Origin of the sequence: Amylibacter sp. IMCC11727, from assembly GCF_029854195.1 — a bacterium.
GTDB lineage: Bacteria > Pseudomonadota > Alphaproteobacteria > Rhodobacterales > Rhodobacteraceae > Amylibacter.
The window spans coordinates 2,412,493-2,438,728 of the sequence record NZ_CP122960.1 but is presented as its reverse complement, the minus strand read 5'-3'; the positions used below and the strand labels follow the sequence as shown (position 1 = coordinate 2,438,728).

Sequence of the window (26,236 nt, the reverse complement as noted above, 5' to 3'; positions counted from 1 at the left end):
CTCGCTAACATGTTAATTAATGATAGCGGCGAGTGAAGAGGCGTGCAAGAGAAGCGAGTGCAAGGTTGGGGCATGGGGCATTTTAAAGATTAAGACACTGCATTTATGAAGCGTCATAAATGAAGCTTCTAGCGAAAGCGTCTGAATTAACGGTTTGGCAACCTGAAGAAGCTAGACCCATGAAAGTCTCCCATCTGCACGAAGAAAAGGATCCTCAAATGGCGAAAAAAGACTCTCAAAAAAAAATAGTGCAAACAGACTTCGCGAAACCCGCTATTCCGCCCTATCGACCTGACAAATTCGCAAACACATTTGCGCATCTTGATGGTCAATCCTTGTGGACTTGGCTGCACCAAGAGCATGTGATTTTGATCATGGAAACCGCGAGTTATTTGCGCCGCCCTGCGATTGAGCCACTGTCGCCTCTGTTAAAGCGGCACTGCCCCAAGGTGGCAACGTCTGTGAAATTGCGCCAAATGATCGGGCATATGGTGCGCCAAATCCTCGAAAGGCGCGGCTATCATCTGGACCGATCCAACGTGCGCATCAAGCACAAAGGCAACCTGTTCCACTTTGGTTCGGCCTATGTAAAACCGTAAGTGTGCGGGGCTTAGGATGGGGTGCTCAACATGGCATCAACGGTGGCGCGATCTGCTGCAGTGCCCAAAGTGGAAAAATCACCCGCTGCCAGCAGGGGCGTTGCCGCATCAATCAAGGATTGCTGCGTGACGCGGGCCAAAGCCGAGCCGAGCGAAATGCGCGCAACGCCCATGGCGGCATAGTCCGCACGGGTTACTTTGCTAAACACAGGGCCGGCGGTCAGGGCGTTGATCGGTTTGTCCGTGCAGGCCACGATGCGGCGCAGATCGTCCACGGATTTTGGGAAAGGCGCATAGAGACAATCTGCCCCCGCCGCATCAAAGGCTTGCAGACGGCGGATCGCTTCTTCCACGTCGTAATAGCCGTTCATGATGCCATCGGCGCGGGCCACCAAAACGAAATCGCGTGGCAGAGCACGGGTTGCGGCCACGGCCGCTTTGATCCGCTCCACGGCAAAATCAAACGCATAGGCCGTGTCGGTGTCAAAGGCCGTGTCTTCAATAGAACAGCCCGCCAAACCCGCTTCGCATGCCAGTCGAATGGTTTCAGCCACTGTTTCAGGCGCATCGCCATAGCCGTTTTCAAAGTCCCCTGACACAGGCAGCGGTGTTGCGGCCACAAGGTCTTGGGCATGGGCCAGTGCTTCATCGCGCGTAACTGTGCCCATGTCTGGGCGGCCAAGGGTAAAGGCGTGTCCACCCGATGTGGTTGCCAACGCCTGTGCGCCCAGAGCGGCGAGCATTTTGGCGCTGCCCGCGTCCCACGCATTGGCAAGGATGAATGGATTGCCAGGCTGGTGCAGGGCGCGAAAGGCGGGGCCGGGATCATGGGACATCGTGTTATCCTTTTAAAGCACTTGGATCATAGAACATCTGGGCCGTGGCGATTTTGCCCGTGTCCGATGCCACCAGTGTGATCCATCCGCTGAGTTTTGTGAAGGATTTGGTTTTTTGATGGTGGCCATAAAAGGTCCAAGACAAAAGCGCATTGGGGCTGGCGATGCGGGTGTCATCGGCCATGAAGTGCAGGTCGGGAAACAGCGTGAAAAACCCATCGGCCACGTCGGCGATGGCTTTGGGGTCTTTGGCGGGGGTTCCGTTTACCAAAAATGTGGCATCCGCTTCGAACAGGCCAGCCACGGCAAAGGCGTCGCGGTCTGTCCATGCGGTGCAGAAGGATTGGGTCAGGTTGGTGATTTTTTGGCTGGGCACAGGCATGGTTAAGCAATCTTTGATTTGGCAAACGCAATAAGGCGCGTGAGGGCGGTTTTGAAATCGTCATCGGGGATAGTCATGGCCACACGAATGTGACCCGCAGCCGATGCACCAAAACTTTCCCCTGGCATAACGGCGATGTGTTCTTGGGTCAGCAGTTGATCGGCGAAATCATCGCCTGACAGGCCCGTGGCGCGGATATCAAGCATCAGATACATGGCCCCTTGCGCGGGGATCAAGCGAATGTCGGTTTCGTCTTTCAAAATTTCGCGTGCCATTAACAGGCGGTTGCGAAACACATTGGCCACTTCGGTTTCCAGTTCGGTGCCATTGGTGAGCGCAAAGGTGGCGGCATCTTGGATGAAGCCCGGCACGCCGTAGGTGTTGATTGTAGACAGATCAAGAATGCGATCAATGGCGTCTTTTGGGCCGATGATCCAACCCACGCGCCAACCTGTCATGGCGTGGGATTTCGACATGGAGCCAATAACAAAACAATTGTCGGCCATGTTGGGCAAGCTGCGCGGCGAGATATGCTCGCCTTCCCAGACTTGGGTGTCGTAAACCTCATCTGACACCAGAACCACATCATTTGTCAGGCACACATCACAGATCATTTCGAGTGTTTCGCGCGAATAAATGACGCCTGTGGGGTTGTTCGGCGAGTTGATCAGCAGGGATTTTGCAGATTTAGCCAGCGGTTCCAGATCGGCCCGTTGTGGTTGGAAATTGTGATCGGAATGGGTTGGAACGGCCAAGGATTTTGACCCAATGGAGCGGATGCCGCCAGGGTAGGTTGCGTAGTAAGGGTCCATGAACAAACCCGTGTCGCCGTGATCAAGCAAGGCGAGATGGGCGGCAAACAGGGCGGCTTGGCCCCCTGTGGTGACGATCACATTGTCTTTGGTTGTTGGAACGCCTGATTGTGCTTGAACCCGCGCCGCGATGGCTTCTCTTAAATCGGTGTTGCCTGGCACAGCGGCGTAGCCTGTGTTGCCCGCTTTGGCGCTGCGATACATTTCGTCGATGATGGATGGATCGGTGCGGTTGTCGTGTTCGCCGATGGTGAGTTCGAGCACTGGAATGCCCGCGTCGATCATATCGCGCGACCGATAGAGGATATCCCAGCCGTCTGATCCGTCGCCGGTAATGGATTGGATGCGATTTGAGAGTTTCATGGGCGGTTTCCCTGATGATGTTGATCCGATGGAAACGGGGTTTGAGGGGATTCTGCAAGGGGGTGTGGTTGGCGGCGGTAAATATTGGATATTTGGACCAAGAAAAAGACGTTAAGGCGTATGTGAATTGTTAGGGTTGTTTTTTGAGGCGGCTGGGGTATGGTCGGCGCCATGAGAAACAAAAGCATCATTTGCTGTATTTGCATTATCCACTGACTGTGTCAGGCGGACTGCTTCTCTATTTCCTAAACAGATAACGAGTGATAGGTCCGCCACGGATAAAGTGCGTGTGCGTTAAGGACGACCGATGACCGAGATTAAACTGTATAACACGAAGACCCGCAAAAAAGAGGTCTTTACGCCTTTGGATAAAAAGGACGTGCGCATGTATGTGTGCGGACCAACGGTGTATGATCGCGCCCATATTGGCAATGCGCGGCCTGTGATTGTGTTTGATGTTCTCTATCGTTTGCTGCGTGAGGTGTATGGCGAAGGCCATGTGCAATATGCGCGCAATTTCACCGATGTAGATGACAAGATCAACGCAACCGCAGCGGCGCGCAAAGAGGCGGGGGCCGCTGGCACGTTGGAGGAGTTGGTGCAGGAGCGCACGGATGAAACCATTGCGTGGTATCTGGAGGATATGGGGGCGCTTGGGAACCTTGAGCCTGATCATGCGCCGCGGGCGACCGAGTATATTCAAGAGATGGTGGATATGTCGGCTATGCTGATTGAGCGCGGGCATGCGTATGAAGCCGAGGGGCACGTGCTGTTTGATGTGACGTCGTATGAGAACTATGGCTCTCTGTCGGGGCGGTCTGTGGATGACATGATTGCGGGCGCGCGGGTTGAAGTGGCACCCTATAAGCGCAATCCGATGGATTTTGTGTTGTGGAAGCCGTCTGACGCGGAGCAGCCCGGTTGGGACAGCCCGTGGGGGCGGGGGCGACCCGGTTGGCATATTGAGTGTTCTGCAATGGCGGAGAAGCTGTTTGGCAAGCGGTTTGATATCCATGGAGGCGGATTGGACCTTGCGTTTCCGCATCATGAAAATGAGAAGGCGCAGTCGTGCGCTTGCGGGTCGGAGGAGGACTTTGCGCAGGTGTGGATGCACAATGAGATGTTGCAGGTGGAGGGCAAGAAGATGTCCAAGAGCTTGGGGAATTTCTTTTCGGTGCGGGAGTTGATTGATCAAGGATATCCGGGTGAGGTTATTCGGTTTGTGTTCTTAGGGACACATTATCGGAAACCGATGGATTGGACGGAAAAGAAGGCGAAAGAGGCGGCGCGGACTTTGAGTAAATGGCGCGATGCCATTGACGCTCAAGGTGATGGAAAGCCAAGCGCTGAGTTTCTGGAAGTCTTGTCCGACGACTTGAACACACCAGGTGCAATTTCACTCTTGCATGACCTTGCCGCCAAAAAAGACTGGGCGACTTTGAAGGCCAGCGCACTTTTGCTGGGTCTTCTATCTCCCAACATGGGCGATTGGATAAACCGCGGTGGCGTCGTTTTGGATCAATGGCAAAAGAAGCTGACAGAGGTGCGATCTCTTGCGATGGAGACCAAGGATTTTTCAGAAGTTGATCGTTTGAAAGCCCTTCTTTCAAATGCGGGAGTATCAGTTCAAATGGGTAAAGAAGGCATTTTGTTGGTGGCGGGGCCTGAAGTTGATCTGAGTAAATTAAACGGTGTTTCGGAATGAGTAGTGATTCAACACAGGCCTTCGCCGACCTCGGGTGGCGCGAATGCGCCTCCTGTGGGGCCCGTTTCTCGCAAGTTGTAAGCAACTTGCTGCCAACGCAGTGGGATCGGCGCAGGCCGAGCGGCGCACGGCCAAGTTTCAGGTTTGAGGTGTTATCATGATCCGCGAGCGCCTTTACCTTTTCGACACAACCCTTCGCGATGGCCAACAAACGCAAGGTGTCGACTTTACCGCTGAGGACAAAATCCGCATTTCCCATGCGCTCGATGAGCTGGGGATTGATTATGTGGAGGGCGGGTGGCCTGGGGCCAATCCGACGGACAGTGATTTCTTTGCGGCGGCGCCAAAGTTGAGCCATGCTACGTTTACGGCGTTTGGGATGACCAAGCGTGCCGGGCGGTCTGCGGCGAATGATGATGTTTTGGCGGCGGTGATGAATGCCAATACGCCTGCGGTGTGTCTGGTGGGTAAGACACATGATTTTCATGTGACCAAGGCGCTGGGCATAACGCTGGAGGAGAACCTTGAAAACATCGCGGAGAGTTTCAAGCATATCGTGGCGAGCGGGCGGGAAGCCTTGTTTGACTGCGAGCATTTCTTTGATGGGTTTAAGGCCAATCCTGACTATGCGTTGAAGGCGGCGAAGGCGGCGTTTGATGCGGGGTGTCGCTGGATCGTGCTGTGTGACACCAATGGCGGGGCGCTGCCTGCAGAGGTACGTGCGGCCACGGCGGCGGTGATTGAAAGCGGGATTCCGGGCGATCATCTGGGAATTCACACGCATAATGACACGGAAATGGCGGTGGCCAACACGCTGGCGGCGGTGGATGCGGGCGCGCGGCATATTCAAGGGACGTTGAATGGGCTGGGGGAACGCTGCGGCAATGCGAACCTAACGGCGATCATTCCGACTTTGCTGCTGAAAGAACCCTATGCGAGCCAGTTTGAAACGGGTGTGAGCGCGGCTGGTTTGGCTTCGCTGACGAAAGTGTCACGGATGCTCGACGATATTTTGAACCGTGTGCCCCATAAATGGGCGGCTTATGTGGGGGCCAGTGCCTTTGCCCATAAGGCGGGGCTGCATGCCAGTGCGATTTTGAAAGATCCGACGACCTATGAACATGTGGAGCCGAGCCGTGTGGGCAATGAACGGATTATCCCCATGTCCAATCAGGCGGGGCAGTCGAACCTGTTGAAACGGCTGACGGATGCGGGGATTGCGGTTGAAAAGGGTGATGCGCGGTTGGGGGACATCTTGAACGCTGTTAAAGAGCGGGAAGATCAAGGCTACGCCTATGACGGGGCGCAGGCGTCGTTCGAGATTTTGGCGCGGCGTGTTCTGGGCGATTTGCCAACGTTTTTTGAGATCATGCGGTATCGCGTGACAGTGGAACGCACCCATGTGGAAGGCAAAGGGCGTATGACCCTGTCTGAAGCGGTGGTGGCGGTGAATATTGGCGGGCAAAAACACCTGTCTGCCAGTGAAAGCATGGACGCGGTGGGCAACGACCAAGGACCTGTGAACGCGCTTTGGCGGGCGTTGGAACGGGATTTGGGGCCGTATCAAAGCATCATTGATGACATGCATTTGGTGGATTTTAAGGTGCGGATCACGGGTAGTGGCACGGAGGCGGTGACGCGGGTTGTGATTGACAGCGAAGACGGGGATGGGGCGCGTTGGTCCACCGTGGGAGTGTCTGCAAACATCGTGGATGCCAGTTTTGAGGCGCTAACAGATGCGATCAATTGGAAGCTGTTGCGCGATGGAGCGTCGGCCCAAGGTTAAAGACCCGCTGAGAATAGCGGGCCTTTGGCGGTGTCGTCTTATTTTGGTAGGATTTAGTCGTACAGGCTCTTAATCCATTCGCGTGTTGCTTGGCGTACCCATGGGTCGGAATTGTTCACCAGCTTGCGTTTTTCATTCTCTGACAAGCTGTCGTATTGTCCGGCCAGTTCAATCTGTCCAGAGCGGATCAATTCAAGTTCGACCCGATCAATGGTTGTGTTTGCCATCGCGCCTGTTGCGATCAGGATTGTTGTGGCTGTTGTCATGAAAAAGGTTTTCATGCGTGTTCTCCTTTTCTGTGTTGTCCAGAAACGTAAAGCGGCGCCGTTGAATGGGTACACACGTCTGATCGCGATTGCGTGAGTGGGGTTTGCAGAAAATTTAGATGTAACCTTGACGTTACTTTTCTAATCTGACACTTAGTAACCCATAGGTTACACGAAAGGAACGCAGATGGCGTGGTTTGTTTTATTTGTCTCGGGTGCTTTGGAGGTGGTTTGGGCCAGCGCAATGAAGGAGAGCGCGGGGTTCACAAAGGTCGGGCCCAGCATCTTAACGGGGGTCACAGCGTTTTTAGGGTTTTGGTTGCTGGCGTATGCCATGAAATCACTGCCTTTGGGCACGGCTTATCCTGTTTGGGTCGGCATTGGCGCGGTCGGGACGTTTGTTTTTGGCGTGATCTGGTTCAACGAGCCTGCCAGCCTGTTGCGGGTGGGCAGCGTTACGCTGATCGTTGCGGGGATCGTAGGATTGAAGGTGGCATCATGAACGGTGAAGGTTTGGTGCGGTTGCGTGGTATTTTGATGGGGTTTGCGGGGGTTGTGTGTCTTGCTTATGGCGTTTTGGCCGTTGTGATGGGGCGCCCTGATCCGATGCCACAATATATTCCAGGGGTGGCGGGTATTGCCGCTATGGTGGCGATTTATCTGGCATTTTGGCAAGCGGGATCGGACTCGCGCAAGGCGGCGTCTGATGAAATGTTTGTTGCGGAAATGAATGGTGCAGTGAAGGTTGGGTTTTGGGTTGGTATTTTCATGTACCCCGCATTTGCCCCGTTTCTGATAGCCGGATGGACCACGTTTGACGTGGCGTTTGCTGCGATGGGTACATTGATGGCGGCGGCGTATTTGCTGACCTTTGCGGTTTCAACATTGCGGGGGCTGTAATGGGGGGGCTGCGTAATCATTTGAAACAGCTGCGCAGTGACGCGGGGATGACACAGGCGCAATTGGCGGCAGCGGTGGGTGTATCGCGTAAGACCATCAACACGATTGAGAATAGAGTTTTTGTGCCAAGTACAGTTTTGGCCCTGCAAATTGCGGCGGTTTTAAAGGTGTCTGTGCATGATGTTTTTGAATTGGAAGAGGAATAATCCGATGGGATTTATTAAGAAAATTGTACGGTTCGCAGCGATTTCTGCGGGGATTTATCTGGTGATTGCAGTGGGGTTGATCCTGTCACAATGGCCTGCGGGTAAGGTTGATGGAGATGGGTTGCATTTTGATCGGATGGTTTTGAAAACGCCGCCGGTTGAACCTGAGTTTTTTACCTTGTCGGACAGTACGCGCATGGCGGTGCGCCTGTTTGAGGGGGATGGCCCGTTGGTTGTCGTGGTTCATGGATCAGGGGGACATGGTTCTGGGTATAACTGGTTGGCAGAGCAATTTGCAGCTGGCGGGGCCAAGGTTGTGCTGCCAGATTTGCGCGGTCACGGGCTGACCGAAGGGCCGAGGGGAGATGTGCAATATATCGGTCAGATGGAAGATGACCTGGCCGAATTGATCACTGCGTATCAAGAAGATGGGCAAGAGGTCATCATGGTTGGGCATTCGTCGGGGGGTGGATTGACCATTCGATTTGCGGGCGGCGCACATGGAGACATGCTTGACGGAGCCGTTTTGATCGCGCCATTTTTGAAGCATGATGCACCGACGTCGCGCACAGATGCAGGGGGCTGGGCGCAGCCATTGGTGCGGCGGTTTATCGGGCTGTCGATGCTGAACGGTGTGGGGATTACGGCGGCCAATGGTATGACCGTGATGGAGTTTAATTTGCCAGAAGGGCCGCTGGCCGAAACCATGACGCAGGCCTATTCGTTTCGGTTGAATACGTCCTATGGGCCGCGATCTGATTATCTGGCTGATGTGAGCAAATTGCCAAAGTTCCAATTGATTGTCGGGCGTGACGACGAAGCGTTTCTGGCAGAGGCGTTTGAAACCGCCATGACTGCGGCAACGGACAAAGGCACCTATCACATTTTGGATGGTGTTTCGCATTTGGATGTGTTTTTGAACGAAGAGGCTGCGGCCTTGATGGTAGACTTCGTGAATGAGTTCTAAATGCAAAATGACCCCAGCGAGGATATTGCGTTGTGCGCAGAAACAGTGCGCACAAGCGATCCTGACCGTTTTCTAAGTGCTATGACGGCCAGTGGCGCGGTACGTGATGCGTTGATGGTATTGTATGCGTTCAACGTTGAAGTGTCGCGGGCGCCTTGGGTGACGGCTGAGCCGATGATTGCAGAGATGCGGTTGCAATGGTGGCTTGATGCGGTGGAGGAAATCTTTGACGGCGGGGAAGTGCGGCGCCATCAGGTGGTGACGCCTCTGGCAGAATTGGTGCGTGCGCAGGGATTGCGGCGCGACTGGCTCGACGGGGTGATCCAAGCTCGACAGTGGGACATTTATAAAGAGCCGCACGCCAATGATGCCGCATTGAAGCAATATCTGGACGCCACGGGTGGTGGGCTGATGGGGTTGGCCGTTGCGGTGTCGGGAGGCGAAAGCGAAGCCGCTTATGACTATGGCGCGGGGTGTGCGGTGGCGCGTTTGTTGATGGCGGTTCCTGCATTAGAAGAAGCGGACCGATACCCGTTGGTAGATGGCACGCAGGCAGGTGTGAAAACGCTGGCAGAGGCTGGATTGGCGCGGGCGGATGCCGCCCGTCAGGATTTGCGCAAGATACCAAGACCCGCGCGGGCTGCGCTGCGGGCGGAGTGGTTTGCGCGTGGGGTGTTAAAGCAAGCGGTCAATAATCCTGCATTGGTTGGGGCGGGCTTGCTTGGTGGATCAGAGGCGGGCAAGAAGCTGCGTTTGATGCGACTGGCGCTGATGGGCGGTTTTTAAGCGGTTAAAGCGTTCCATGAAAAACCTGAGGCATCAGCCTTTGGCGAAAGGCATTAGATCTTAGGTACTTACAGGTCTCTTAACCACCACCAAGTGAGTCAGGGTTAACGCGAAAGGCTATAGTTTGGCGCGCAGGGCGCAAAATTCTTCGTCCCAATCCTTTAATGCTTTGAATGCTTTTTTCATCAGCTTTGCTTCGCGGCCAGTGAGTGCGGCGGCAATATGGGCTTCGCTGCCTGTCAATTTTGCGAAAATGGCGGTTGCAAAAGCGCGGGTGGGTTGAGTCATATAGCCTGCCCATCCCGCATCTGCTGCCCCTTGCAATTGGATGAGACCAAATCCGTGAATGATGCAATGCAGGTCTGTGGCCAGTTCATGTGCGTCCCAGCCCCCAGGGAGCTGATCTGCCACGGGATCAAGTTTGGCGTGCATCAATTCATGGGCAAGGGTTGCGATAAAGTTGATAGGTTGGCGCATGATGCGTGGGTTGTAGGTGATCAGAGGGTTGAATTCGTCGGGGAAATACTGGCCAGCGATCATGCTGGTTTGGCCGTATTCGTGGCCGATATTTTCGGGCAACTGGGGGATTGGTTCTAGGGCGATGCGTTTTTTCGACATGCCAAGCAGGCGTTTGATGTCGTTAAACACGCCCAAGGCAGAAGCATGATCGCCGCCGCCTTTTGCTTTGAAATACTGTTTGGTGGGGCGCACGAGGCTGTCTGGATTTAGCCAATAACGCGGGTTGTGGTGATCAATGGCCCAGGCGTAGTTGTCAAACACCCACAATGCGAGGTCTTCAGAGATGAATTCCGACTTCCAGAACATTACGCGTTTTTGCGTGTGATCATCGACAGCCAAATCAGGGAGCCGAACGCGAGAGCGAGGAATGGGATCATGGCGTAATTGACGGCGTTCCAGCCTTCAACAGGGTTGCCACCAGAGCAGTTCATCAAACCACCAGAGGCCAATGATGCTACGGTCACAAGGCCAAAGACAAGGAAATCGTTCATGCCTTGGGCTGGGCCGCGCTCTTGAGCGGTGTGGGCGGTGGCGAGCATAGCCGTGGAACCGATAAAGCCAAAGTTCCAACCGAAGCCCAAGAGGATCAGCGCGATATAGAAGTTGGAGAGCTGTACGCCTGCGAGCGCAACAATGCCTGCACCCATCAGGATAAAGAGGCCAGCCCCCACAACCCGTTCTACGCCGAAACGCGCGATGATGTGGCCTGTGAAAAAGCTGGGTGCGAACATGGCCAGCACATGCGCTGTCACGATATGGCCCGCCGTTTCGGTTGCAAAACCACAGCCCACAACAGCGAGGGGCGTGGATGTCATCACAAGGTTCATCAAGGAATAGGCGACCATGGCACAGATCATTGAAGTGGCGATACGAGGGGATTTGAGCAGTTCAATGCGCGTGCGACCTGTATAGGGGGCTGCTTTGGCGTGTTTGGCAGTGCCTGAGATAAGAAATGGGAACAGTACAAAGCCCAAGCAGTTCAGCGCAAAGGCGGCGGCGTAAACGCCCATGAAAGGGATCACCATGGCATCAAACATTGCCGAGCCAAGTTGCGGGCCGATGATGGCAGAGGCGAGACCCGCAGCCATGACATAAGAGATGGCTTTGGGGCGGAAATCATCTGATGCGGCGTCTGAAGCAGCAAAGCGGTAAAACCCGTGCGCAGACATGTAGATGCCTGTGAAATAGGACCCGATCAGCAAGAGGGGAAAGGAGCTGGTGTAAATGGCCAAGGCGGACAGGATTGCGCCAATGGCCCCGCCCGCGGCGCCGAGCATGAAACCTTTGGTGCGGCCAAATTTCTGCATAAAGGACGAAAGCCAAGGGGCGGTTGTCATGGAGCCGAACACGATGAGCGATATCGGTAGGGTGGCAAAGCAGATGTTTGACGCAAGCTGCTGGCCTGCAAGCCCTGAAAAGGTAAAGAGGAGCGGCATCTGCGCGCCAAGCACAGCTTGGGCGATGATGAGGATCAAGACGTTGCGTTCTGCAATCTGGTCTTGGGACATATTGGCGGCTTGGGTCATAGGTCCATCGGTAGTGGGGATAGGGGGGCAAGGGCAAGGGGAATGTTGCGTCGTTTGAATATGGATATTTATGGCCAGAAGAAAGCAGGGGTTGTGGTTGGCCGAAGGCCACGGTTAGGTGACGGGCCAAAGGGGAGTTTGATACGGTGTTGGGACGGCAAATAGACAGGGCTCATTGGGCATTTCCTGAAAAAAAGCAGATATCGGGTCGCACAGTGACCCTAGAACCCCTAGGGCAGACGCATCTGGAGGATTTGTGGGCGGTGGTGTCGCGTGCGCCGCAGAGTTTTACTTATCTGCGGTATGGGCCGTTTGACGATCAAGACGCGCTGCGCCGTTTGATTGAGGATTTGTCCACCCGTTCAGATCAGCCGTTTTGGGCCGTACTGGGGCCAGAGGGCACCGCGATGGGCTGGCTTTCTATGTGTGATGTTTATCCTGAGGACGGTGCGTTTGAGATCGGCAGCATTTGGTTTTCGCCCGAACTGCAAGGCACACGCATGGGGCGCGAGGCGATCTTTCTGCTGATGTGTTACGGAATGGATGCGCTGGAATATGAGCGGCTGGTTTGGCGGTGTCAGGCGCAAAATGAAGCATCGTTTCGCGCGGCGTTGAACCTTGGGTTTACGCATGAAGGCACATGGCGAAATGCGGCCGTTGTGAAGGGGTGGCAACGGGATATCGCGTGGTTTTCAATTCTGAAAGAGGACTGGGCTTTGTGTAGAAAAGCGTTTGAAATATGGTTTTTGGACGGAAATTTTGACGGCGAAGGGCGGCAAGTAGAAACGTTGCAGGATATTCGGGAACGGCTGAGTTAGGGGGTGTTCGTCGGCGAGCGTGTTTGTTAAGAAAAGTGGAATCAATTATAGGTTGATTGCTGCATTGGTTTTAAGTAATTAATTTTAAAGGGTTTATTATTGGAAATACTAATATTTTTGTTTTTGTGCCTCGTCGTTCTTGCCGTTGTTGTATGGAATTCGCATCGGGACAAAGGACGCAGCAATCGGCGTATTCCGCCCAAATTCAGACCGAACCCTCAGTATCGAAAGTCCGTCAAACGGAAGGTGTTTGACGCACAAAGTGCAACGCCTTTGGTTCTACCACAGATTTTAGAAGGGTATGCGCGGATTACGGATGGGGACAGTCTTGTTATTAACAAAACGCAGGTCCGATTGTATGGGATCGATGCGCCCGAGTTGAACCATCCTTATGGGCAAAAGGCAAAATGGGCTTTGATTCACATGTGCAAAGGCCAAAAAATACGCGCGGAAGTCACTGAGATAGACCGCTATGGGCGCACGGTTGCGCTGTGTTATTTGGAAGATGGTCGGGATATTTCGGCTGAAATGGTGAAAACGGGGAACGCCATTGATTGGCCGAAATTTTCGGGCGGCGTGTATCATAAACTGGAGCCCAAAGGTGTGCGCAGGAAGCTGTGGTTGGCAGATGCACGGCAGAATGGGCGGATGCACATCTGGGAACAGTTTGAGGCGCGGCAGAAGGTAAAGGAAGCTGCCGAGTAACCTGTTCGTATTTTACGCAGGCGCTATCACATGAGCAAAGGAACCTGTGATTTTGCCGTTTTGCAGGCCCATGTCGGGGAGGGCGGTGGCTTCTGCATCTGTGGCTTGGAACAGGGGATTGCCGTCTGCTTTGAGCGTGGTGGCGTAGTGGAATTCGTGTGCCTTTAGTGGTGTGTTCCAGGGGCCCCCTTGAGGGGTAAGGTTGCGGTAGCCGAGGTGGAGTTTGCGCTTGGCGAAGCTGGTTTCGAGCGGCAGGAGGCCTGCCATTTTGTGTGCGGTGCCATCCGCGTCGATCAGGGTTTCGCCCAATGTCATGTAGCCGCCGCATTCGCCGTAGGCGGCGGGGGCGCAGCGTAGAGCGTTTAGGAAAGTGGAATTACTGGCGAGTTTTCCTGCGTGGAGTTCGGGGTAGCCGCCGGGGAGGAAGACGAGGTCGCAATCAGGAGGGGCTTGGTCTGCCAATGGGCTGAAGGTTTGGATTTCTGCGCCCATGGCATGCCAGCCTTGGAGCAAGTGCGGGTAGGCGAAGGCGAAGGCGGTGTCAGACGCGACGGAGATGCGCTGCGCGGGTGGGGGGAGGATCGTGGCTAGATTTGCTGGCGCGGTTTGATCGGTGGCGAGTGCGAGGAGCGCGTCGATGTCGATGTTTTGTTCTGCGATATCAGCGGCTTGGTTTAGGAAGGCGTTGAGGTCTGGATGCTCTGACGCTTGGATTAGGCCGAGGTGACGGGAGGGTGTTTGCAGGTTTGGCTGGCGCAGGATGGAGCCAAGGATGGGGATGGCGAGCGGTTCGAGCGCGGTGCGCACCATGCGGTCGTGGCGCGGAGAGCCGACTTTGTTCAGGATCAGGCCTGCAATTTTAATGCTGGGATCAAGAGTTGCGAACCCGTGGGCAATGGCGGCGGCGGATTGGGCCTGATGGCTGACGTCGAGAATGAGGACAACGGGAAGATTGAGCGTGCGCGCGAGGTCCGCTGTCGCGCCTTTGCCACGGGGTGGCGCGCCGTCGAAGAGGCCCATGGCGCCTTCGATCAAGAGCGGTTCGGGGCCCGCGGCGAGGTGGCGGATGGTGTCGGAATCCATCGCCCAAGCATCGAGGTTGAGACATTCAGCGCCGCTTGCTGCTGCGTGGAAGCGCGGGTCGATGTAATCGGGGCCAGATTTGGCGGAGCGGATTGGCGTGCCGCGATTTTTGAGGGCGCGCAGGAGGCCGAGGGTAAGAGTGGTTTTGCCGCTGGCGGACCCCGGAGCCGAGAGGATAAGACCTGCCATTTAAGCGGATTCTGCGGGGCGGCCTCGTCCCAGAGGGTCTGTGTTGCGCGGGGCTTGGCCTTTGGCCATTGCGGCCCAGTCGAGGGCTTGGCGCATGAGGACGGATTTGCCGATGCAGACGATGGCTGGCGGGGTGAGGCCCGCGGTTTCGATATCTGCAACCATGTTGCCAAGGGTGGTTTCAAGCACCTGTTGATCAGGTGTGGTGGCGGACGTGACAACAGCGCAAGGTTCATCGGCGGCACGGCCTGCGTTCAGCAGTTCTGCGCTGATGCGTTCCATGTGCTTCATGCCCATGTAGATCACTAGCACTTGGGAGCCGTCTGAGATGGCTTTCCAATTGAGCGACGAGGGTGTTTCGCCTGATTGATCGTGGCCAGTGACGAATGTGACGGATTGGTTTACGTCGCGGTGGGTGACGGGGATGCCCGCATAGGCGAGGCCGCCGATTCCTGCTGAAATGCCCGGAATAATGCGGATGGGGATGCCGTGTTGCACCAGTGTTTGGCCTTCTTCGCCGCCACGACCGAACACGAAGGGATCGCCACCTTTGAGGCGCAGAACGCGTTTGCCTTGTTTGGCAAGTTCCACCAGACGCAGAGAAATGTCGCGCTGTTTGGCAGAGGGTTTGCCGCCGCGTTTGCCCGCGTATTCGAGGGTGGTGTGTGGCCCTGCCCAGTCAAGGATACGTTTATCCACAAGCGCATCATATACGATTACGTCCGCTTGGCGCAGTGCGTTCAGAGCGTGCAGGGTCAAGAGACCGGGATCACCCGGACCTGCGCCACAGAGCCAGACCCAGCCTTGTTCCAAAGTGGGCCAGTCGCCAGAGGGAAGAGGATTCGTATTCATGGGGCTGTTATGCGCCGTGCAGGGTAGGGGTCGCAAGGTGGGTTGCGACACTATTGCGAAGAAATGCGCCTGTGGTCGAGGATTAAGGGGGGCTGTTGCCCCCTCTGCTGTGCATTCACCCCTGCGGATATTTTTGGCTAAAAGAAGAAGGTGGGTTTGCCGATGGGGAATTGCGCAAATGAGGTGGGGGGGTATAGTCGCGCGGATGGCACGCAAACCGACAGGAGATTTGCGCCGTGGCTGGACCACAGGCGCTTGCGCGACCGCCGCTGTGAAGGCGGGGTTGATGGCGCTGTGGGGGGACGGATTTCCGCGCGAGGTGGGCATTACGCTGCCCCGTGGAGAGACGCCTGTGTTTCCTTTGGCACATCAAGAGCAGGGTGAGGGGTGGGCCGAAGTGGGGATCACCAAAGATGCGGGGGATGATCCTGATGTAACGCATGGGGCGTTGATTGTGGCGCGGGTTACGGCGAGCGGCGGTGGCGTTGTTTTTAAGGCTGGGGACGGGGTTGGAACCGTCACCAAAGCGGGGTTGCCCATTGGGGTTGGGGAGCCTGCGATCAATCCAGTGCCGCGCGAGATGATGTGTGGTGTGGTTGAAGAGATGGCGGCGGTTTATGGCCGCGCGCCGGATGTGGAGATTACGGTGTCTGTGCCCGGTGGGGCGGAGATTGCGCTGAAAACTTGGAACCCTCGGCTTGGGATTAAGGGGGGGCTTTCGATCCTTGGGACCACGGGGGTGGTGCGGCCATTTTCCTGTGCGGCGTGGATTGCGAGTATTCATCGGGGTGTGGATGTGGCGCGGGCTGGCGGGCAGGACCATGTGGCGGGATGTACTGGCGCGACCAGCGAGCGGGTGGTGCAGGAGATGTTTGGACTGCCCGATCATGCGATGCTGGATATGGGGGATTTTTCGGGTGGATTGCTGAAATATCTGCGCAAGCATCCCGTGCCGCGCATCACCATTGGAGGCGGGATCGGAAAGATCACAAAGCTGGCGCAGGGGGCTGTGGATTTGCATTCTTCACGCAGCCAAGTGGATTTTGCGGCGTTAAATGACGTTGCAGCGCGATTGGGGTTGGCGGATGTTTCGGGCGCAAATACGGCGCTGGAGGCGGTGACGATTGCGGGGAATGAGTTGGCGCAAGAGATTGCAGTGATGGCCAAAGCAGAGGTTGAAGCGCAGTTGCGCGGGGCTGATGTAGCGGTGGATATTGTGGTGATTGATCGGGCGGGAACTGTGCTGGGGACAGCGGGGTGATGCGGGTTTTGGTGTTGGCGGGCACGTCTGATGCGCGGGCGTTGATTGGTGAGATTTCTGCCAAGTATGACGTGATTGCTTCGCTGGCGGGGGCGACGCGGGATCCAATTGATTTGGGGTGCGAGACGCGGGTAGGCGGATTTGGCGGTGTGGATGGGTTGGTGGCCTATTTGGAAGAGGCCAAAATTGATGTTGTGGTGGATGGAACGCACCCATTTGCAGCGCAGATGACGTGGCATGCGGCTAATGCCTGCGCGATCGCAGGGGTGCGGCATGTGATTTTACAGCGGTTGGGGTGGAAGCCGCAAGCGGGTGATGATTGGCGATATGTTGAGCGATTTGAAGAGGTTGAGGGGATAATCCCTGAAGGGGCTACCGTATTTTTGGGAACCGGGCGGCAGACACTCGACCAGTTTGCGGGTCTTAAAGGGCGGCGGTTGTTGTGCCGCGTGATTGATCCGCCTCAGCGCGCGTTCCCATATGAAAACGGACGGTTTGTAGTGGGGCGGCCGCCGTTTTCGATTGAAGAAGAAGTGGCGTTTTTCAAGGCTGAGGGGATTGAGTGGCTGGTGGTGAAAAACGCAGGGGGCACGCGGTCGCGCAGCAAGTTGGATGCGGCACGGCAGCTGGGGTTGCCAGTGGTGATGCAAAAGCGGCCCAAGCGGCCAGAGGCAGCGGTGGTTTGGTCGGTTAAAGACTGTGTGGCGTGGCTGGCGCAATGAGAATTATTGAAACGGATGCGGATGTGGCGGAGGGGGCGGCATGGTTGGCCGCATTTGATCCACGCTTTGCGGCGGCGTTAGAAGAGACGGGACCGTTGCCGTTGCGACGGCGCGGGGATGGGTTCGCGGCCTTGCTGAGTGCGGTTGTGGGGCAACAGGTGTCCATTGCTTCGGCCAATGCGATTTGGGCCCGGGTTGAGGCGGCGGGATATCATGTGCAGGCCAATGTGGCGGCTGCGTCCGAGGAAGATTTGCAGGGGGTTGGATTGTCGCGGCCAAAGGTGCGGTATGCCAAGGCGTTGGCGGAGAATACGTTGGATTACAGCAGCTTGCGCGGTTTTCCTGATGAGGAGGTCATCGCAGAGCTGTGCAAAATCATCGGGATTGGGACGTGGACAGCGGAGGTTTATGCGTTGTCGTCGCTTGGGCGAGCGGATGTGTTTCCGCACGGGGATTTGGCGTTGCAAGAAGCGGCGAAGGTTTTGTTTGAGCTGGACACGCGGCCAAATGAGAAAGAGATGAAGGCTATGGCCGTGGCATGGTCGCCGTGGCGGGCGGTTGCGGCGCGTTTGTTATGGGCGTACTACCGCGTGATAAAGAACAGAGAAGGAATACGTTGATGGCGTTGTTGGACAGTGGGCGAAAGGCCCCGAAATCAGGCACAGTGAAAACGCTGGTGGTGTTTGTGCATGGGTATGGTGCGGACGGCAATGATCTGTTGTCGCTGGGCGATCCATTGGCGGAACATATGCCAGATACGGTTTTTTATGCGCCCAACGCGCCGAATAAATGCCAGATGAACCCAATGGGGTATGAGTGGTTTCCAATCCCGTGGATTGATGGGTCCACCGAAGAAGCCGCGAATGCGGGGATGGATGAGTCTGCGCAGCTGTTTGACGATTGGCTGACGGAGATTATGGCCACGGAGGGTGTAAGCGCAGCGCAAACGATGCTGGTAGGATTTTCACAAGGGACGATGATGAGTCTGCATGTGGGGCCGCGACGCGCCGAACAACTGGCTGGTATTGTAGGGTTTTCTGGGCGGTTGCTGCGACCAGAGGCATTGGGGGACGTGCAATCCAAGCCGCCGATCCTGCTGATCCATGGGGATGCAGATGATGTGGTGCCACCTGTGAGCATGCCGGAGGCAGCGGAGGCGCTGACAGGTGCGGGGTTTGAAGTGTTTACGCATGTGTCCAAAGGCACAGGGCATGGGATTGCGCCTGATGGGCTGGGGCTGTCATTGCAGTTTATGATTGAGAAGTTTGGGAAGGCAGCGAAGTAGGCGCGGGTGCGCCACAGTCTTACCATATTTCGGAGGCTCTTTGCCTTAGATTAACCACCTTGTTGGTCTATTCGCGATGCAATAGCCGCAAAGACGGCTGCCTTTGCATGGAGACAGCAGTATGCCAACGCAGACCATTTATACGCTCGGCGCGAGCAATATTACTGTGACGGGCGGGACGACAGGATCCTTGTCAGGTGAGACGGGCGGCAATGGGTCGAATTTGGTCGGAGCAACGATCCGGTTGGAAAACAACAACTGGGAAACGTTGGATATTGAAGACGGTAACAGCAATTTCCAAGACAGCAACAATGGCCAAACCAAAACGGATGGGACGGATTATGATGGTGTGTCCTACGCCGCTGGGTTTCGGGTAGAAGCAGAGTATTCTGTGGTTTTTGAAGACAGCGCGGGCAACGAATATACGTTTGTGGCAGTCAATATTAATGAGACAGGTTCGCCGTTCCCGTCGTATGGGACGGTTGAAGGTTTGGCCTTTGTCGGGGGTGTTGGTGGGTTCCCACCCATCGGGGAAGATTTAACCTATGTCTCGCACCAAGAAGGGCCGAGCATTGCGTATTCAAGTTTGGCAACACCGCCGTGTTTCACCAAAGGCAGTTTGGTAAGAACCGACGTTGGTGATGTGCCGATTGAAACACTTGAACGTGGCGATCAGGTTTGGACGCTGGATCGTGGATTTCAGAGCGTGCGCTGGATCGCAAAAACCTCTTATCCTGCGGCGGCACTGCGGCATAAAATGGCGCTGCGTCCAGTTCTGATCAAGAAAGACGCATTTGGTGAAGGGTGCCCAGAGCGAGACACGATGGTGTCTCAACAACATCGGGTTTTAGTGTCGGGTTGGCAGGCGGCGTTGCTGTACGGCGAGGACGAAGTTTTGGTGCCAGCGAAAAAGCTGTTGAATGATCATAGCATTCTGTTGGTGGATGCGCAGATGGATGTGGACTACTACCATCTCATCTTTGATGAGCATGAAGTTTTGATGGTTGACGGGTTGGAAAGCGAAAGCTTTTTGCCAAGCGCCGAGGTTGCAGAGATCATTCCTGTTCACGCAGACCTTTTGGCAATTTTTGACGTAGATCGCGCAGACGAGCTCAATATCCTGCCCGCGCGGGTTTGTGTTTCAGATCGAACGACTAATTTGTTGGATGCCGCGCTCTAGGCGTCTATTTCGTTTTAAACAGGTTGTTTTGTGCGTCTTTTCCCCGATTGTCAGAGCGCAGTTCGGCGTAATGGGCGCGGCCACGCTGTACTGCTGGGCGATTGGCGACGCGGTTGAGCCACGCGGCGAGGTTGGGTTTGTCGTCGAGTGTTTGTTCTTGGCCTTCCCACAGGCTCGCCCAGGGCCATACGGCCATATCGGCGATGGAGTAGCCGCCGCAAATGTAATCTTGGCCTGCAAGTTGACGATCTAATACGCCATAAAGCCGTGCGGTTTCAGCGCGGTAGCGGTCTTTGGCGTAAGGAATGTCTTGGGGAGGGTCCATGTGGGGGGCGTATTTGATGAAGTGATGGGTTTGGCCCGCCATGGGGCCAACACCGCCCATTTGCCACATGAGCCACTGATCGACGGCGATGCGATTGCGTTCGGACGTGCCGCCAAATTTACCCGTTTTGCGGGCAAGATATTGGAGAATGGCGCCTGACTCGAAAATTGAAATCGGCTTTCCGTCTGGGCCGTTGGGATCGGTGATGGCGGGCATACGGTTGTTGGGTGCGATTTTCAGGAAATCAGGATCAAATTGATCGCCCTGACCGATGTTGATGAGGTGGGTTTTGTAGGGCAGGCCGAATTCTTCGAGCGCGATGGAAATTTTCCAACCGTTGGGTGTGGGCCAATAGTAAAGGTCGATTGGGTCTTGCATGGGATGCTCCTTGGTTGAAGAGAGCGTGCCGTAGCTTTGGAGACCGTGCAACAGGAAAGCGAGAGGGCAGGAAGGGGAGCCTGCCCTCTCAGACTAGCGCGGATTAGGGGGAGAGGCGCTAGAAATCGAAGATGTCTTCTAAGAAACCGCCCATCTTATTTTTCTTTTTGGGCTTTCGGTCGTGTTTGGAACCATAGTCTTGCGGATCGGCTGCGCGGGCTGGATGCGCTTGAGGGGCGGCTGCAGCACTGCGTTCAATGATCTTGTCCAATTCACCGCGATCCAGCCAGACACCGCGGCAGGTGGGGCAGTAATCAATTTCGACACCGTTGCGGTCTGACATTACGAGCTGGGCTCCGTCGATTGGGCATTGCATGACTATTAAATTCCTTTCTATTTTAGTCAGGATATAAGTTGGGGCGAAGTTTGCGCTGGGCAAGAGCGGTCAGATGCGACATTTTCACCGCAGGCTATCAGAAAGTGTGGGAACATGGCGGCAGGGTCAAAACAGTATGAAGTGATTGTCATAGGCGCGGGTATGATGGGCAGCTCTGCGGCGCGGCATCTGGTTGGGCTCGGAGTTAAGACACTGTTGGTGGGGCAAGAGGAGCCAACGGATAAGGCCCGACATGAAGGGGTTTTCGCAAGCCATTACGATCAGGCGCGCATCACACGGCGGCTTGACAGTAAGGCGGATTGGGCGCGGTTTTCGAGCCGATCCATTGCGCGTTACGCCGAGATCGAAGCGGCGGGCGAGCAGACTTTTTTTCATCCTGTTGGGGCATTGATTGCAGGGCCAGACAAGGGTGAGGGGGCGTGGTTGGTTGAGCGCAGCCGAAAAGTGGCCGCGGATCAGGGTATTGCATATGAAGATTTGGACGCGGCGGGATTAGCCCGACGGTTCCCGTTTTTCGCGTTCCCAGAGGAGGTTGTGGGTCTTTATGAAACGGGCACAGGCGGGTGGATCAATCCGAGGGCTCATGTGACTGCGGAAATCACGGCAGCGCAAAGGGGCGGCGCAGATGTGCTTCGCGGCGAAGTGGTAGACGTGGAATATTGCAAAGGTCAGGTGACGGTGACCTGTGCGGATGGACAGCAGTTTAATGCGGGCAAAGTTGTTGTGGCCTGTGGCCCGTTTTCCAAGGCAGAGGGTCTGTTGATTGAGCCGATTCCGATGACGGTTTATGCGCGCACGATTGCGTTTTTGGAGATTGATGAGGCCGAGGCAGAGCGGTTGGCAGAGATGCCGTCGATGATCTATATGCCCCCAGATTTGAGTTACGAGCCTTATATGTTGCCGCCAGTTCGGTATCCTGATGGGAAACTGTATCTGAAGATTGGGGGCGATCCTGTGGATGTGCCGCTTGAGACCGTTGAAGAAATGAAAGATTGGTTTCGCGGGCCAGGGAATGCGGAGGTTGCGGGGTTTTTGGCGGAAAAATTCAAGGAGTTGATGCCTGGATTGGATTGTAAATCGGTGAGTTTTGGCAGTTGTGCCACGTCGTTCACGCCCAAGGGCAATCCGCTGATATATGCGCAATCGGATCAATGTGTTGTGTTGACAGCTGGCAATGGGGCGGGGGCCAAATGTGGCGATGAATTGGGGCGTTTGGGCGCGCTGGTCGCATCGGGGCAGGGCATGCCTGCGGGCGCGTATTTAACCGATTTCAAACCATAATATGTGATTATGTTGCGTTTTGGGATGTTGACGCCCCTTGGTTGCTGGCGTAGGCATTGGTTGTGGCGATTTGTAACCGGATTGTGGGCCACGTTAATCTGAGCGTTTTTAGGGATGCTCTTACCACTAAAAGGTCGAGGGCAAATTCATTCGCACCCCGATCGTTCCAACGGTTGGGGTTTTTTGTTGGGCTGCCCCCTTTTGCAGCCCCGAAATGGAGAGTGTGGCTGTGGAAAATTGGTCAGCGAAAACGAAATTGGTGCATGCGGGTGCAAAACGGTCGCAATTTGGGGAACTGTCTGAGGCGCTCTATCTGACGCAGGGTTTTTTGTACGAAAGTGCGGAGCAAGCCGAGGCGCGGTTTATCGAAAGCGGTGAGGATGAGTTCATCTATGCGCGTTATGGCAACCCAACGGTGCGGATGTTTGAAGAACGGATCGCAGTGCTGGAAGGGGCTGAAGACGCCTTTGCCACCGCCAGCGGCATGGCGGCTGTCAATGGGGCGTTGATGAGCCTGTTGCGTGGCGGGGATCATCTGGTTGCGGCGCGGGCGCTGTTTGGATCGTGTCTGTTTATTGTCGAAGATATTCTGCCACGGTTTGGTATCGAAGTGACGCTGGTGGATGGGACAGATTTGAACGAATGGAAAGCAGCGGTTCGGGCGGATACAAAGGTTGTATTCCTTGAGAGTATTTCCAATCCTACGTTGGAAGTTATTGATATTAAAGGTGTTTCAGAGATTGCCCATGCGGTTGGCGCAGTGGTTGTTGTGGATAATGTCTTTGCCACGCCCGTGTTCCAGCGCACGTTTGATCTGGGTGCGGATGTGGTGATTTATTCCGCAACCAAACACATTGATGGGCAGGGGCGGTGCCTTGGTGGTGTGGTTCTGGGAAGCCGTGAGTTCATCAAGGGGCCATTGCAGACCTATCTGAAACACACAGGCGCGGCGATGAGCCCGTTTAATGCTTGGGTGATGGTTAAGGGGCTGGAAACCATGGCGTTGCGTTGTGAGGCGCAGGCGACAACGGCCGCGTTTTTGAGCGAAGAGCTGTTTGGGCATGAGGCGTTGAACCGTGTGGCCTATCCCTTTGCAAAAGATCACCCGCAGCAGAATTTGGCAAAGGCGCAGATGGAACGAGGCGGGACGGTGATTTCGCTGGATATCAAAGGTGGTAAACCAGCGGCGTTTAAGTTTTTGAATGCGTTGAAAATCGTGCGGATTTCGAACAACTTGGGCGATGCCAAGAGCCTTGTCACACACCCAGCAACCACGACTCATCAGCGATTGAGCGATGATCAGCGGGCGGCATTGGGGATTTCAGACGGATTGGTACGCATTTCTGTCGGTTTGGAAGATCAGCACGATTTGCTGGCTGATATCAGAGGGGCCTTAGCGTCTTAATTGGGGTTATGGGTGGTAATTTACCCCCGCAACGCCATATAAGGGGCAATCACGGTTAAACCAAAGGGGTAACTCATGAACCTTCATGACCCGGAAATAGAGACCGAAATTCGTTCTAAGGGCAATGACGCCCCAACAGAACAAGAAGCGAGAGAGGCGTTGGCAGTTTTGCGGCGCTGGGCATCGGGTAATGATGCGACCGCTTTTGCGAATTTGGCCCCAATTGATGCAGCTGGCGCGTTGGCGCGTGGCTTAGGCGAAGGGTATCCTGCCCTATCGACCGAATATCCCACCGATTTGGTGGCGGATAAGGCGTATATCGCTGGGCTGCCTGATTTACAAAACGGCCCTGCGAGCCTGATCCGTGGCGCCAAGACTGCTATTCAGCATGTCGGGATTTCCAATTTCCGTTTGCCGCTGCGGTATTTGACGCGGGACAAAGGCGAGATGGTTTTGGAAACCTCGGTTACGGGGTCTGTTTCGCTGGAAGAAAACAAAAAGGGTATCAATATGAGCCGCATTATGCGGTCATTTTATACCCATGCTGACAGTGTGTTCAGCTTTGACGTGATGGATGCCGCGCTGGGCGACTATGTGACGGATTTGGACAGTTTGGATGCACGCATTCAAATGCGGTTGTCTTTCCCGATGAAAAAGCAATCGTTGCGGTCGGGTCTGGAGGGGTATCAGTATTATGATATCGCGCTGGAAAGCACCTATCACAACGGGGTTAAGACGCGGATTTTGCATGTGGATTATGTGTATTCATCCACCTGTCCATGTTCGCTGGAACTGTCTGAACATGCGCGTCGCACGCGCGGCCAGTTGGCCACACCGCATTCACAGCGGTCTGTTGCGCGAGTGTCTGTAGAGGTTCTGCCTGGGGAAACCCTGTGGTTCGAAGATGTCGTTGCGCTGTGTCACGATGCGGTTCCAACGGAAACGCAGGTGATGGTGAAGCGTGAAGACGAGCAAGCCTTTGCAGAGTTGAACGCGGCCAATCCGATTTTTGTCGAAGATGCGGTGCGGTTGTTTTACCAATCGCTCGCTTCGGATGCGCGGATCGGGGACTTTCGTGTGGTGGCAAGCCATCAGGAAAGCCTGCACAGCCATGATGCGATTTCAGTGCTGTGCCGTGGTCCGTTGTTTGAGCAATCCAGCTTTGATCCAAAGATGTTTGAGACACTTATTCATCGCGGATAAGGCGCGAGTTCGCTTGACAGTTTGAAGCCTTAGGGCCAAGCCTTCCATCATGTTTGATGTACGTCCTGCAATCTATGTGATTGGCCTGTTGGTTGTAGCGCTCGGTGGGACGATGGTTCTGCCGATGATGATGGACGTGTATGACGGCAACGGCCATTGGTGGGTGTTTGCGCTGTCAGGGCTTTTGTCGATTATTGCGGGTGGGTCTGTGGCGTTGGCCTGTGCCAACAGCAATACGGGCGGTTTGACCATTCAGCAGACGTTCATTCTGACGACGGGTGTTTGGGTGGTTTTGCCTGTTTTCGGGGCGTTGCCGTTTTGGATCGGGGCCACAGACGCGCGGTTGGTGGATGGGTTTTTCGAAGCCATGTCGGCGCTGACCACCACGGGGTCCACGGTGTTTTCCGAACTGTCGATAAAGCCGCGTGGCATTTTGTTGTGGCGTGGGTTGATGCAGTGGTTTGGCGGCATCGGGATTATCGTTGTCGCCATGGTGTTTTTGCCTGTACTGCGGGTTGGTGGTATGCACCTTTTCCGCACCGAAGGCTTTGATACCATGGGGAAAATCTTGCCCCAAGCGGCCCAAATTGCGAAATCCATCTGGTCGATTTATTTGGGGCTGACCGTTGCCTGTATCGTGGCCTACTCCCTGTCGGGGCTGGGCCTGTTTGATGCGTTGGTCCATGCGATGACCACAATCGCCACGGGTGGGTTTGCCAATTACGACACGAGTTTTGCGCAGCTGGGTGCGGGGGCGGAATATGTGGCCGTGGTGTTTATGTTGGCCGCTGCATTGCCATTTGTGCGCTATGTTCAGTTGATGAACGGGTCAGCTGCGCCGCTGTTTGCAGACAGTCAGATACGCGTGTTTTTTATGTTTGTGGTGAGCGTGATCCTGATCCTGTTTTTATGGCACTGGGCGTTTGTGTCATCTGATCTGGAGCGGTCGTTTCGCAAATCGTTGTTTAATGGTGTGTCAATCCTGACAGGCACTGGATACGCGTCGGACAATTATGGGCGGTGGGGGGATTTCCCTGTCACGCTGTTCTTTATGATAGGGCTGATTGGTGGGTGTGCGGGATCCACCACCTGTTCGATCAAAGTGTTTCGGTTCCAGTTATTGTTTGCGTCGATATCCGCGCAAATCAGGCGGTTGCACAGCCCCAATGGCGTGTTCACGCCGAAGTACAATAAACGATCTGTGCCGGCTGATGTTATGTCTTCGGTGATGGCGTTTTTCATGTTTTTCCTTTTGTCCTTGGCTGTCCTTTCTGTGGCGTTGGGGATGACGGGGCTGGATACGATTACGTCTATTTCTGGGGCGGCGACGGCGTTGGCCAATGTGGGGCCGGGCTTGGGGACGGAGATCGGCCCAGCGGGAAATTTCGGTGGATTGAACGACACGGCCAAATGGTTGCTGGCCCTTGGGATGTTGATGGGGCGGCTGGAATTGATGGCCGTTTTTGTGCTGTTCACGGCTAATTTTTGGAGAAGTTAAG

General features: G+C 55.2%; 29 protein-coding genes. 19 read left to right on the top strand and 10 right to left on the bottom strand.

Annotated elements, in window-relative coordinates; translation table 11 throughout:
* Positions 1 to 218 precede the first annotated feature (218 nt).
* Entirely contained in the window at positions 219 to 599 is a 381-nt protein-coding gene (locus QBD29_RS12345) for a hypothetical protein (protein WP_280098397.1), read from the top strand.
* Between the two features lie 11 nt (positions 600 to 610).
* Here QBD29_RS12345 and QBD29_RS12340 read toward each other — a convergent pair whose 3' ends face one another.
* The 3 genes from QBD29_RS12340 to QBD29_RS12330 are packed head-to-tail and all read right to left on the bottom strand — an operon-like array spanning position 611 to position 2,992.
* A complete protein-coding gene (locus tag QBD29_RS12340; RefSeq protein ID WP_280098396.1) occupies positions 611 to 1,435 on the bottom strand; it encodes an isocitrate lyase/phosphoenolpyruvate mutase family protein in 825 nt (274 codons plus the stop codon).
* Between the two features lie 4 nt (positions 1,436 to 1,439).
* Positions 1,440 to 1,817: a nuclear transport factor 2 family protein gene (locus tag QBD29_RS12335; protein ID WP_280098395.1), complete on the bottom strand. Its 378-nt coding sequence runs from the start codon at positions 1,815 to 1,817 to the stop codon at positions 1,440 to 1,442.
* A gap of 2 nt (positions 1,818 to 1,819) precedes the next feature.
* Entirely contained in the window at positions 1,820 to 2,992 is a 1,173-nt protein-coding gene (locus QBD29_RS12330; protein WP_280098394.1) for a pyridoxal phosphate-dependent aminotransferase, read from the bottom strand.
* A gap of 307 nt (positions 2,993 to 3,299) precedes the next feature.
* On the opposite strand from QBD29_RS12330, the gene cysS reads away from it, so the two are divergent.
* Together cysS and cimA are read left to right on the top strand one after the other, a co-directional pair.
* Positions 3,300 to 4,697 carry a cysteine--tRNA ligase gene (gene cysS / locus QBD29_RS12325; RefSeq protein ID WP_280098393.1) on the top strand — a complete coding sequence of 466 codons (1,398 nt, stop codon included), beginning with the start codon at positions 3,300 to 3,302 and terminating at the stop codon, positions 4,695 to 4,697.
* Positions 4,698 to 4,854: 157 nt separating this feature from the next.
* Positions 4,855 to 6,483 carry a citramalate synthase gene (gene cimA / locus QBD29_RS12320; protein WP_280098392.1) on the top strand — a complete coding sequence of 543 codons (1,629 nt, stop codon included), beginning with the start codon at positions 4,855 to 4,857 and terminating at the stop codon, positions 6,481 to 6,483.
* 53 nt (positions 6,484 to 6,536) lie between these two features.
* Here the strand turns inward: cimA and QBD29_RS12315 are convergent, their stop codons facing one another.
* A complete protein-coding gene (locus QBD29_RS12315) occupies positions 6,537 to 6,764 on the bottom strand; it encodes a hypothetical protein (RefSeq protein WP_280098391.1) in 228 nt (75 codons plus the stop codon).
* A gap of 172 nt (positions 6,765 to 6,936) precedes the next feature.
* On the opposite strand from QBD29_RS12315, the gene QBD29_RS12310 reads away from it, so the two are divergent.
* The 5 genes from QBD29_RS12310 to QBD29_RS12290 are packed head-to-tail and all read left to right on the top strand — an operon-like array spanning position 6,937 to position 9,608.
* Positions 6,937 to 7,251 (top strand): multidrug efflux SMR transporter, encoded by a 315-nt coding sequence (locus tag QBD29_RS12310; RefSeq protein WP_280098390.1) that lies wholly within the window; start codon positions 6,937 to 6,939, stop codon positions 7,249 to 7,251.
* On the top strand, positions 7,248 to 7,649 hold the full coding sequence (locus QBD29_RS12305; protein WP_280098389.1) for a hypothetical protein: 402 nt from the start codon (positions 7,248 to 7,250) through the stop codon (positions 7,647 to 7,649). The genes QBD29_RS12310 and QBD29_RS12305 overlap by 4 nt, the downstream gene beginning before the upstream one ends.
* A complete protein-coding gene (locus QBD29_RS12300; protein ID WP_280098388.1) occupies positions 7,649 to 7,855 on the top strand; it encodes a helix-turn-helix transcriptional regulator in 207 nt (68 codons plus the stop codon). The genes QBD29_RS12305 and QBD29_RS12300 overlap by 1 nt, the downstream gene beginning before the upstream one ends.
* A 4-nt stretch (positions 7,856 to 7,859) precedes the next feature.
* Complete coding sequence (locus QBD29_RS12295) at positions 7,860 to 8,822, top strand: alpha/beta fold hydrolase (RefSeq protein WP_280098387.1); 963 nt, start codon at positions 7,860 to 7,862, stop codon at positions 8,820 to 8,822.
* Positions 8,823 to 9,608, top strand: a complete 786-nt coding sequence (locus QBD29_RS12290) for a squalene/phytoene synthase family protein (RefSeq protein ID WP_280098386.1) — start codon at positions 8,823 to 8,825, stop codon at positions 9,606 to 9,608. It begins immediately after the preceding gene.
* Positions 9,609 to 9,725: 117 nt separating this feature from the next.
* Here QBD29_RS12290 and QBD29_RS12285 read toward each other — a convergent pair whose 3' ends face one another.
* Both QBD29_RS12285 and QBD29_RS12280 read right to left on the bottom strand, forming a co-directional pair.
* On the bottom strand, positions 9,726 to 10,433 hold the full coding sequence (locus QBD29_RS12285; protein WP_280098385.1) for a hypothetical protein: 708 nt from the start codon (positions 10,431 to 10,433) through the stop codon (positions 9,726 to 9,728).
* Complete coding sequence (locus QBD29_RS12280; RefSeq protein ID WP_280098384.1) at positions 10,433 to 11,653, bottom strand: MFS transporter; 1,221 nt, start codon at positions 11,651 to 11,653, stop codon at positions 10,433 to 10,435. The genes QBD29_RS12285 and QBD29_RS12280 overlap by 1 nt, the downstream gene beginning before the upstream one ends.
* A 215-nt stretch (positions 11,654 to 11,868) precedes the next feature.
* Between QBD29_RS12280 and QBD29_RS12275 the strand changes: the two genes are divergently transcribed.
* Both QBD29_RS12275 and QBD29_RS12270 read left to right on the top strand, forming a co-directional pair.
* Positions 11,869 to 12,471 (top strand): GNAT family protein, encoded by a 603-nt coding sequence (locus QBD29_RS12275; RefSeq protein WP_280098383.1) that lies wholly within the window; start codon positions 11,869 to 11,871, stop codon positions 12,469 to 12,471.
* Between the two features lie 99 nt (positions 12,472 to 12,570).
* Positions 12,571 to 13,176 (top strand): thermonuclease family protein, encoded by a 606-nt coding sequence (locus QBD29_RS12270; RefSeq protein ID WP_280098382.1) that lies wholly within the window; start codon positions 12,571 to 12,573, stop codon positions 13,174 to 13,176.
* Between the two features lie 12 nt (positions 13,177 to 13,188).
* On the opposite strand, the gene QBD29_RS12265 is transcribed toward QBD29_RS12270, so the two are convergent.
* Positions 13,189 to 14,448, bottom strand: coding sequence for a cobyrinate a,c-diamide synthase (locus QBD29_RS12265; protein WP_280098381.1), 1,260 nt, complete (start codon positions 14,446 to 14,448; stop codon positions 13,189 to 13,191).
* Entirely contained in the window at positions 14,449 to 15,300 is an 852-nt protein-coding gene (cobA, locus tag QBD29_RS12260) for a uroporphyrinogen-III C-methyltransferase (protein WP_280098380.1), read from the bottom strand.
* Between the two features lie 205 nt (positions 15,301 to 15,505).
* On the opposite strand from cobA, the gene QBD29_RS12255 reads away from it, so the two are divergent.
* The 5 genes from QBD29_RS12255 to QBD29_RS12235 all read left to right on the top strand — a co-directional run bounded on the left by QBD29_RS12255 (position 15,506) and on the right by QBD29_RS12235 (position 19,748).
* Entirely contained in the window at positions 15,506 to 16,561 is a 1,056-nt protein-coding gene (locus QBD29_RS12255) for a cobalt-precorrin-5B (C(1))-methyltransferase (RefSeq protein WP_280098379.1), read from the top strand.
* On the top strand, positions 16,561 to 17,283 hold the full coding sequence (locus tag QBD29_RS12250; protein ID WP_280098378.1) for a cobalt-precorrin-6A reductase: 723 nt from the start codon (positions 16,561 to 16,563) through the stop codon (positions 17,281 to 17,283). Before QBD29_RS12255 ends, QBD29_RS12250 begins: the two co-directional genes overlap by 1 nt.
* Positions 17,280 to 17,903: a DNA-3-methyladenine glycosylase 2 family protein gene (locus QBD29_RS12245; protein WP_280098377.1), complete on the top strand. Its 624-nt coding sequence runs from the start codon at positions 17,280 to 17,282 to the stop codon at positions 17,901 to 17,903. Before QBD29_RS12250 ends, QBD29_RS12245 begins: the two co-directional genes overlap by 4 nt.
* Positions 17,900 to 18,568: a dienelactone hydrolase family protein gene (locus QBD29_RS12240; protein WP_280098376.1), complete on the top strand. Its 669-nt coding sequence runs from the start codon at positions 17,900 to 17,902 to the stop codon at positions 18,566 to 18,568. The genes QBD29_RS12245 and QBD29_RS12240 overlap by 4 nt, the downstream gene beginning before the upstream one ends.
* Positions 18,569 to 18,689: 121 nt before the next feature.
* A complete protein-coding gene (locus QBD29_RS12235) occupies positions 18,690 to 19,748 on the top strand; it encodes a Hint domain-containing protein (protein WP_280098375.1) in 1,059 nt (352 codons plus the stop codon).
* A 4-nt stretch (positions 19,749 to 19,752) separates the two neighbouring features.
* Here QBD29_RS12235 and QBD29_RS12230 read toward each other — a convergent pair whose 3' ends face one another.
* Both QBD29_RS12230 and QBD29_RS12225 read right to left on the bottom strand, forming a co-directional pair.
* On the bottom strand, positions 19,753 to 20,451 hold the full coding sequence (locus tag QBD29_RS12230; protein ID WP_280098374.1) for a glutathione S-transferase N-terminal domain-containing protein: 699 nt from the start codon (positions 20,449 to 20,451) through the stop codon (positions 19,753 to 19,755).
* A gap of 118 nt (positions 20,452 to 20,569) precedes the next feature.
* A complete protein-coding gene (locus tag QBD29_RS12225; RefSeq protein WP_280098373.1) occupies positions 20,570 to 20,827 on the bottom strand; it encodes a zf-TFIIB domain-containing protein in 258 nt (85 codons plus the stop codon).
* A 114-nt stretch (positions 20,828 to 20,941) separates the two neighbouring features.
* On the opposite strand from QBD29_RS12225, the gene QBD29_RS12220 reads away from it, so the two are divergent.
* The 4 genes from QBD29_RS12220 (at position 20,942) to QBD29_RS12205 (ending at position 26,235) form a co-directional block, all read left to right on the top strand.
* On the top strand, positions 20,942 to 22,129 hold the full coding sequence (locus tag QBD29_RS12220) for an FAD-dependent oxidoreductase (protein WP_280098372.1): 1,188 nt from the start codon (positions 20,942 to 20,944) through the stop codon (positions 22,127 to 22,129).
* 214 nt (positions 22,130 to 22,343) lie between these two features.
* The gene (gene metZ / locus QBD29_RS12215; protein WP_280098371.1) at positions 22,344 to 23,534 is read left to right on the top strand and encodes an O-succinylhomoserine sulfhydrylase; all 1,191 of its coding nucleotides are present in this window, start codon (positions 22,344 to 22,346) and stop codon (positions 23,532 to 23,534) included.
* Between the two features lie 75 nt (positions 23,535 to 23,609).
* On the top strand, positions 23,610 to 24,737 hold the full coding sequence (gene folE2 / locus QBD29_RS12210; protein ID WP_280098370.1) for a GTP cyclohydrolase FolE2: 1,128 nt from the start codon (positions 23,610 to 23,612) through the stop codon (positions 24,735 to 24,737).
* Positions 24,738 to 24,786: 49 nt separating this feature from the next.
* Positions 24,787 to 26,235: a TrkH family potassium uptake protein gene (locus QBD29_RS12205; protein WP_280098369.1), complete on the top strand. Its 1,449-nt coding sequence runs from the start codon at positions 24,787 to 24,789 to the stop codon at positions 26,233 to 26,235.
* Position 26,236 lies beyond the last annotated feature (1 nt).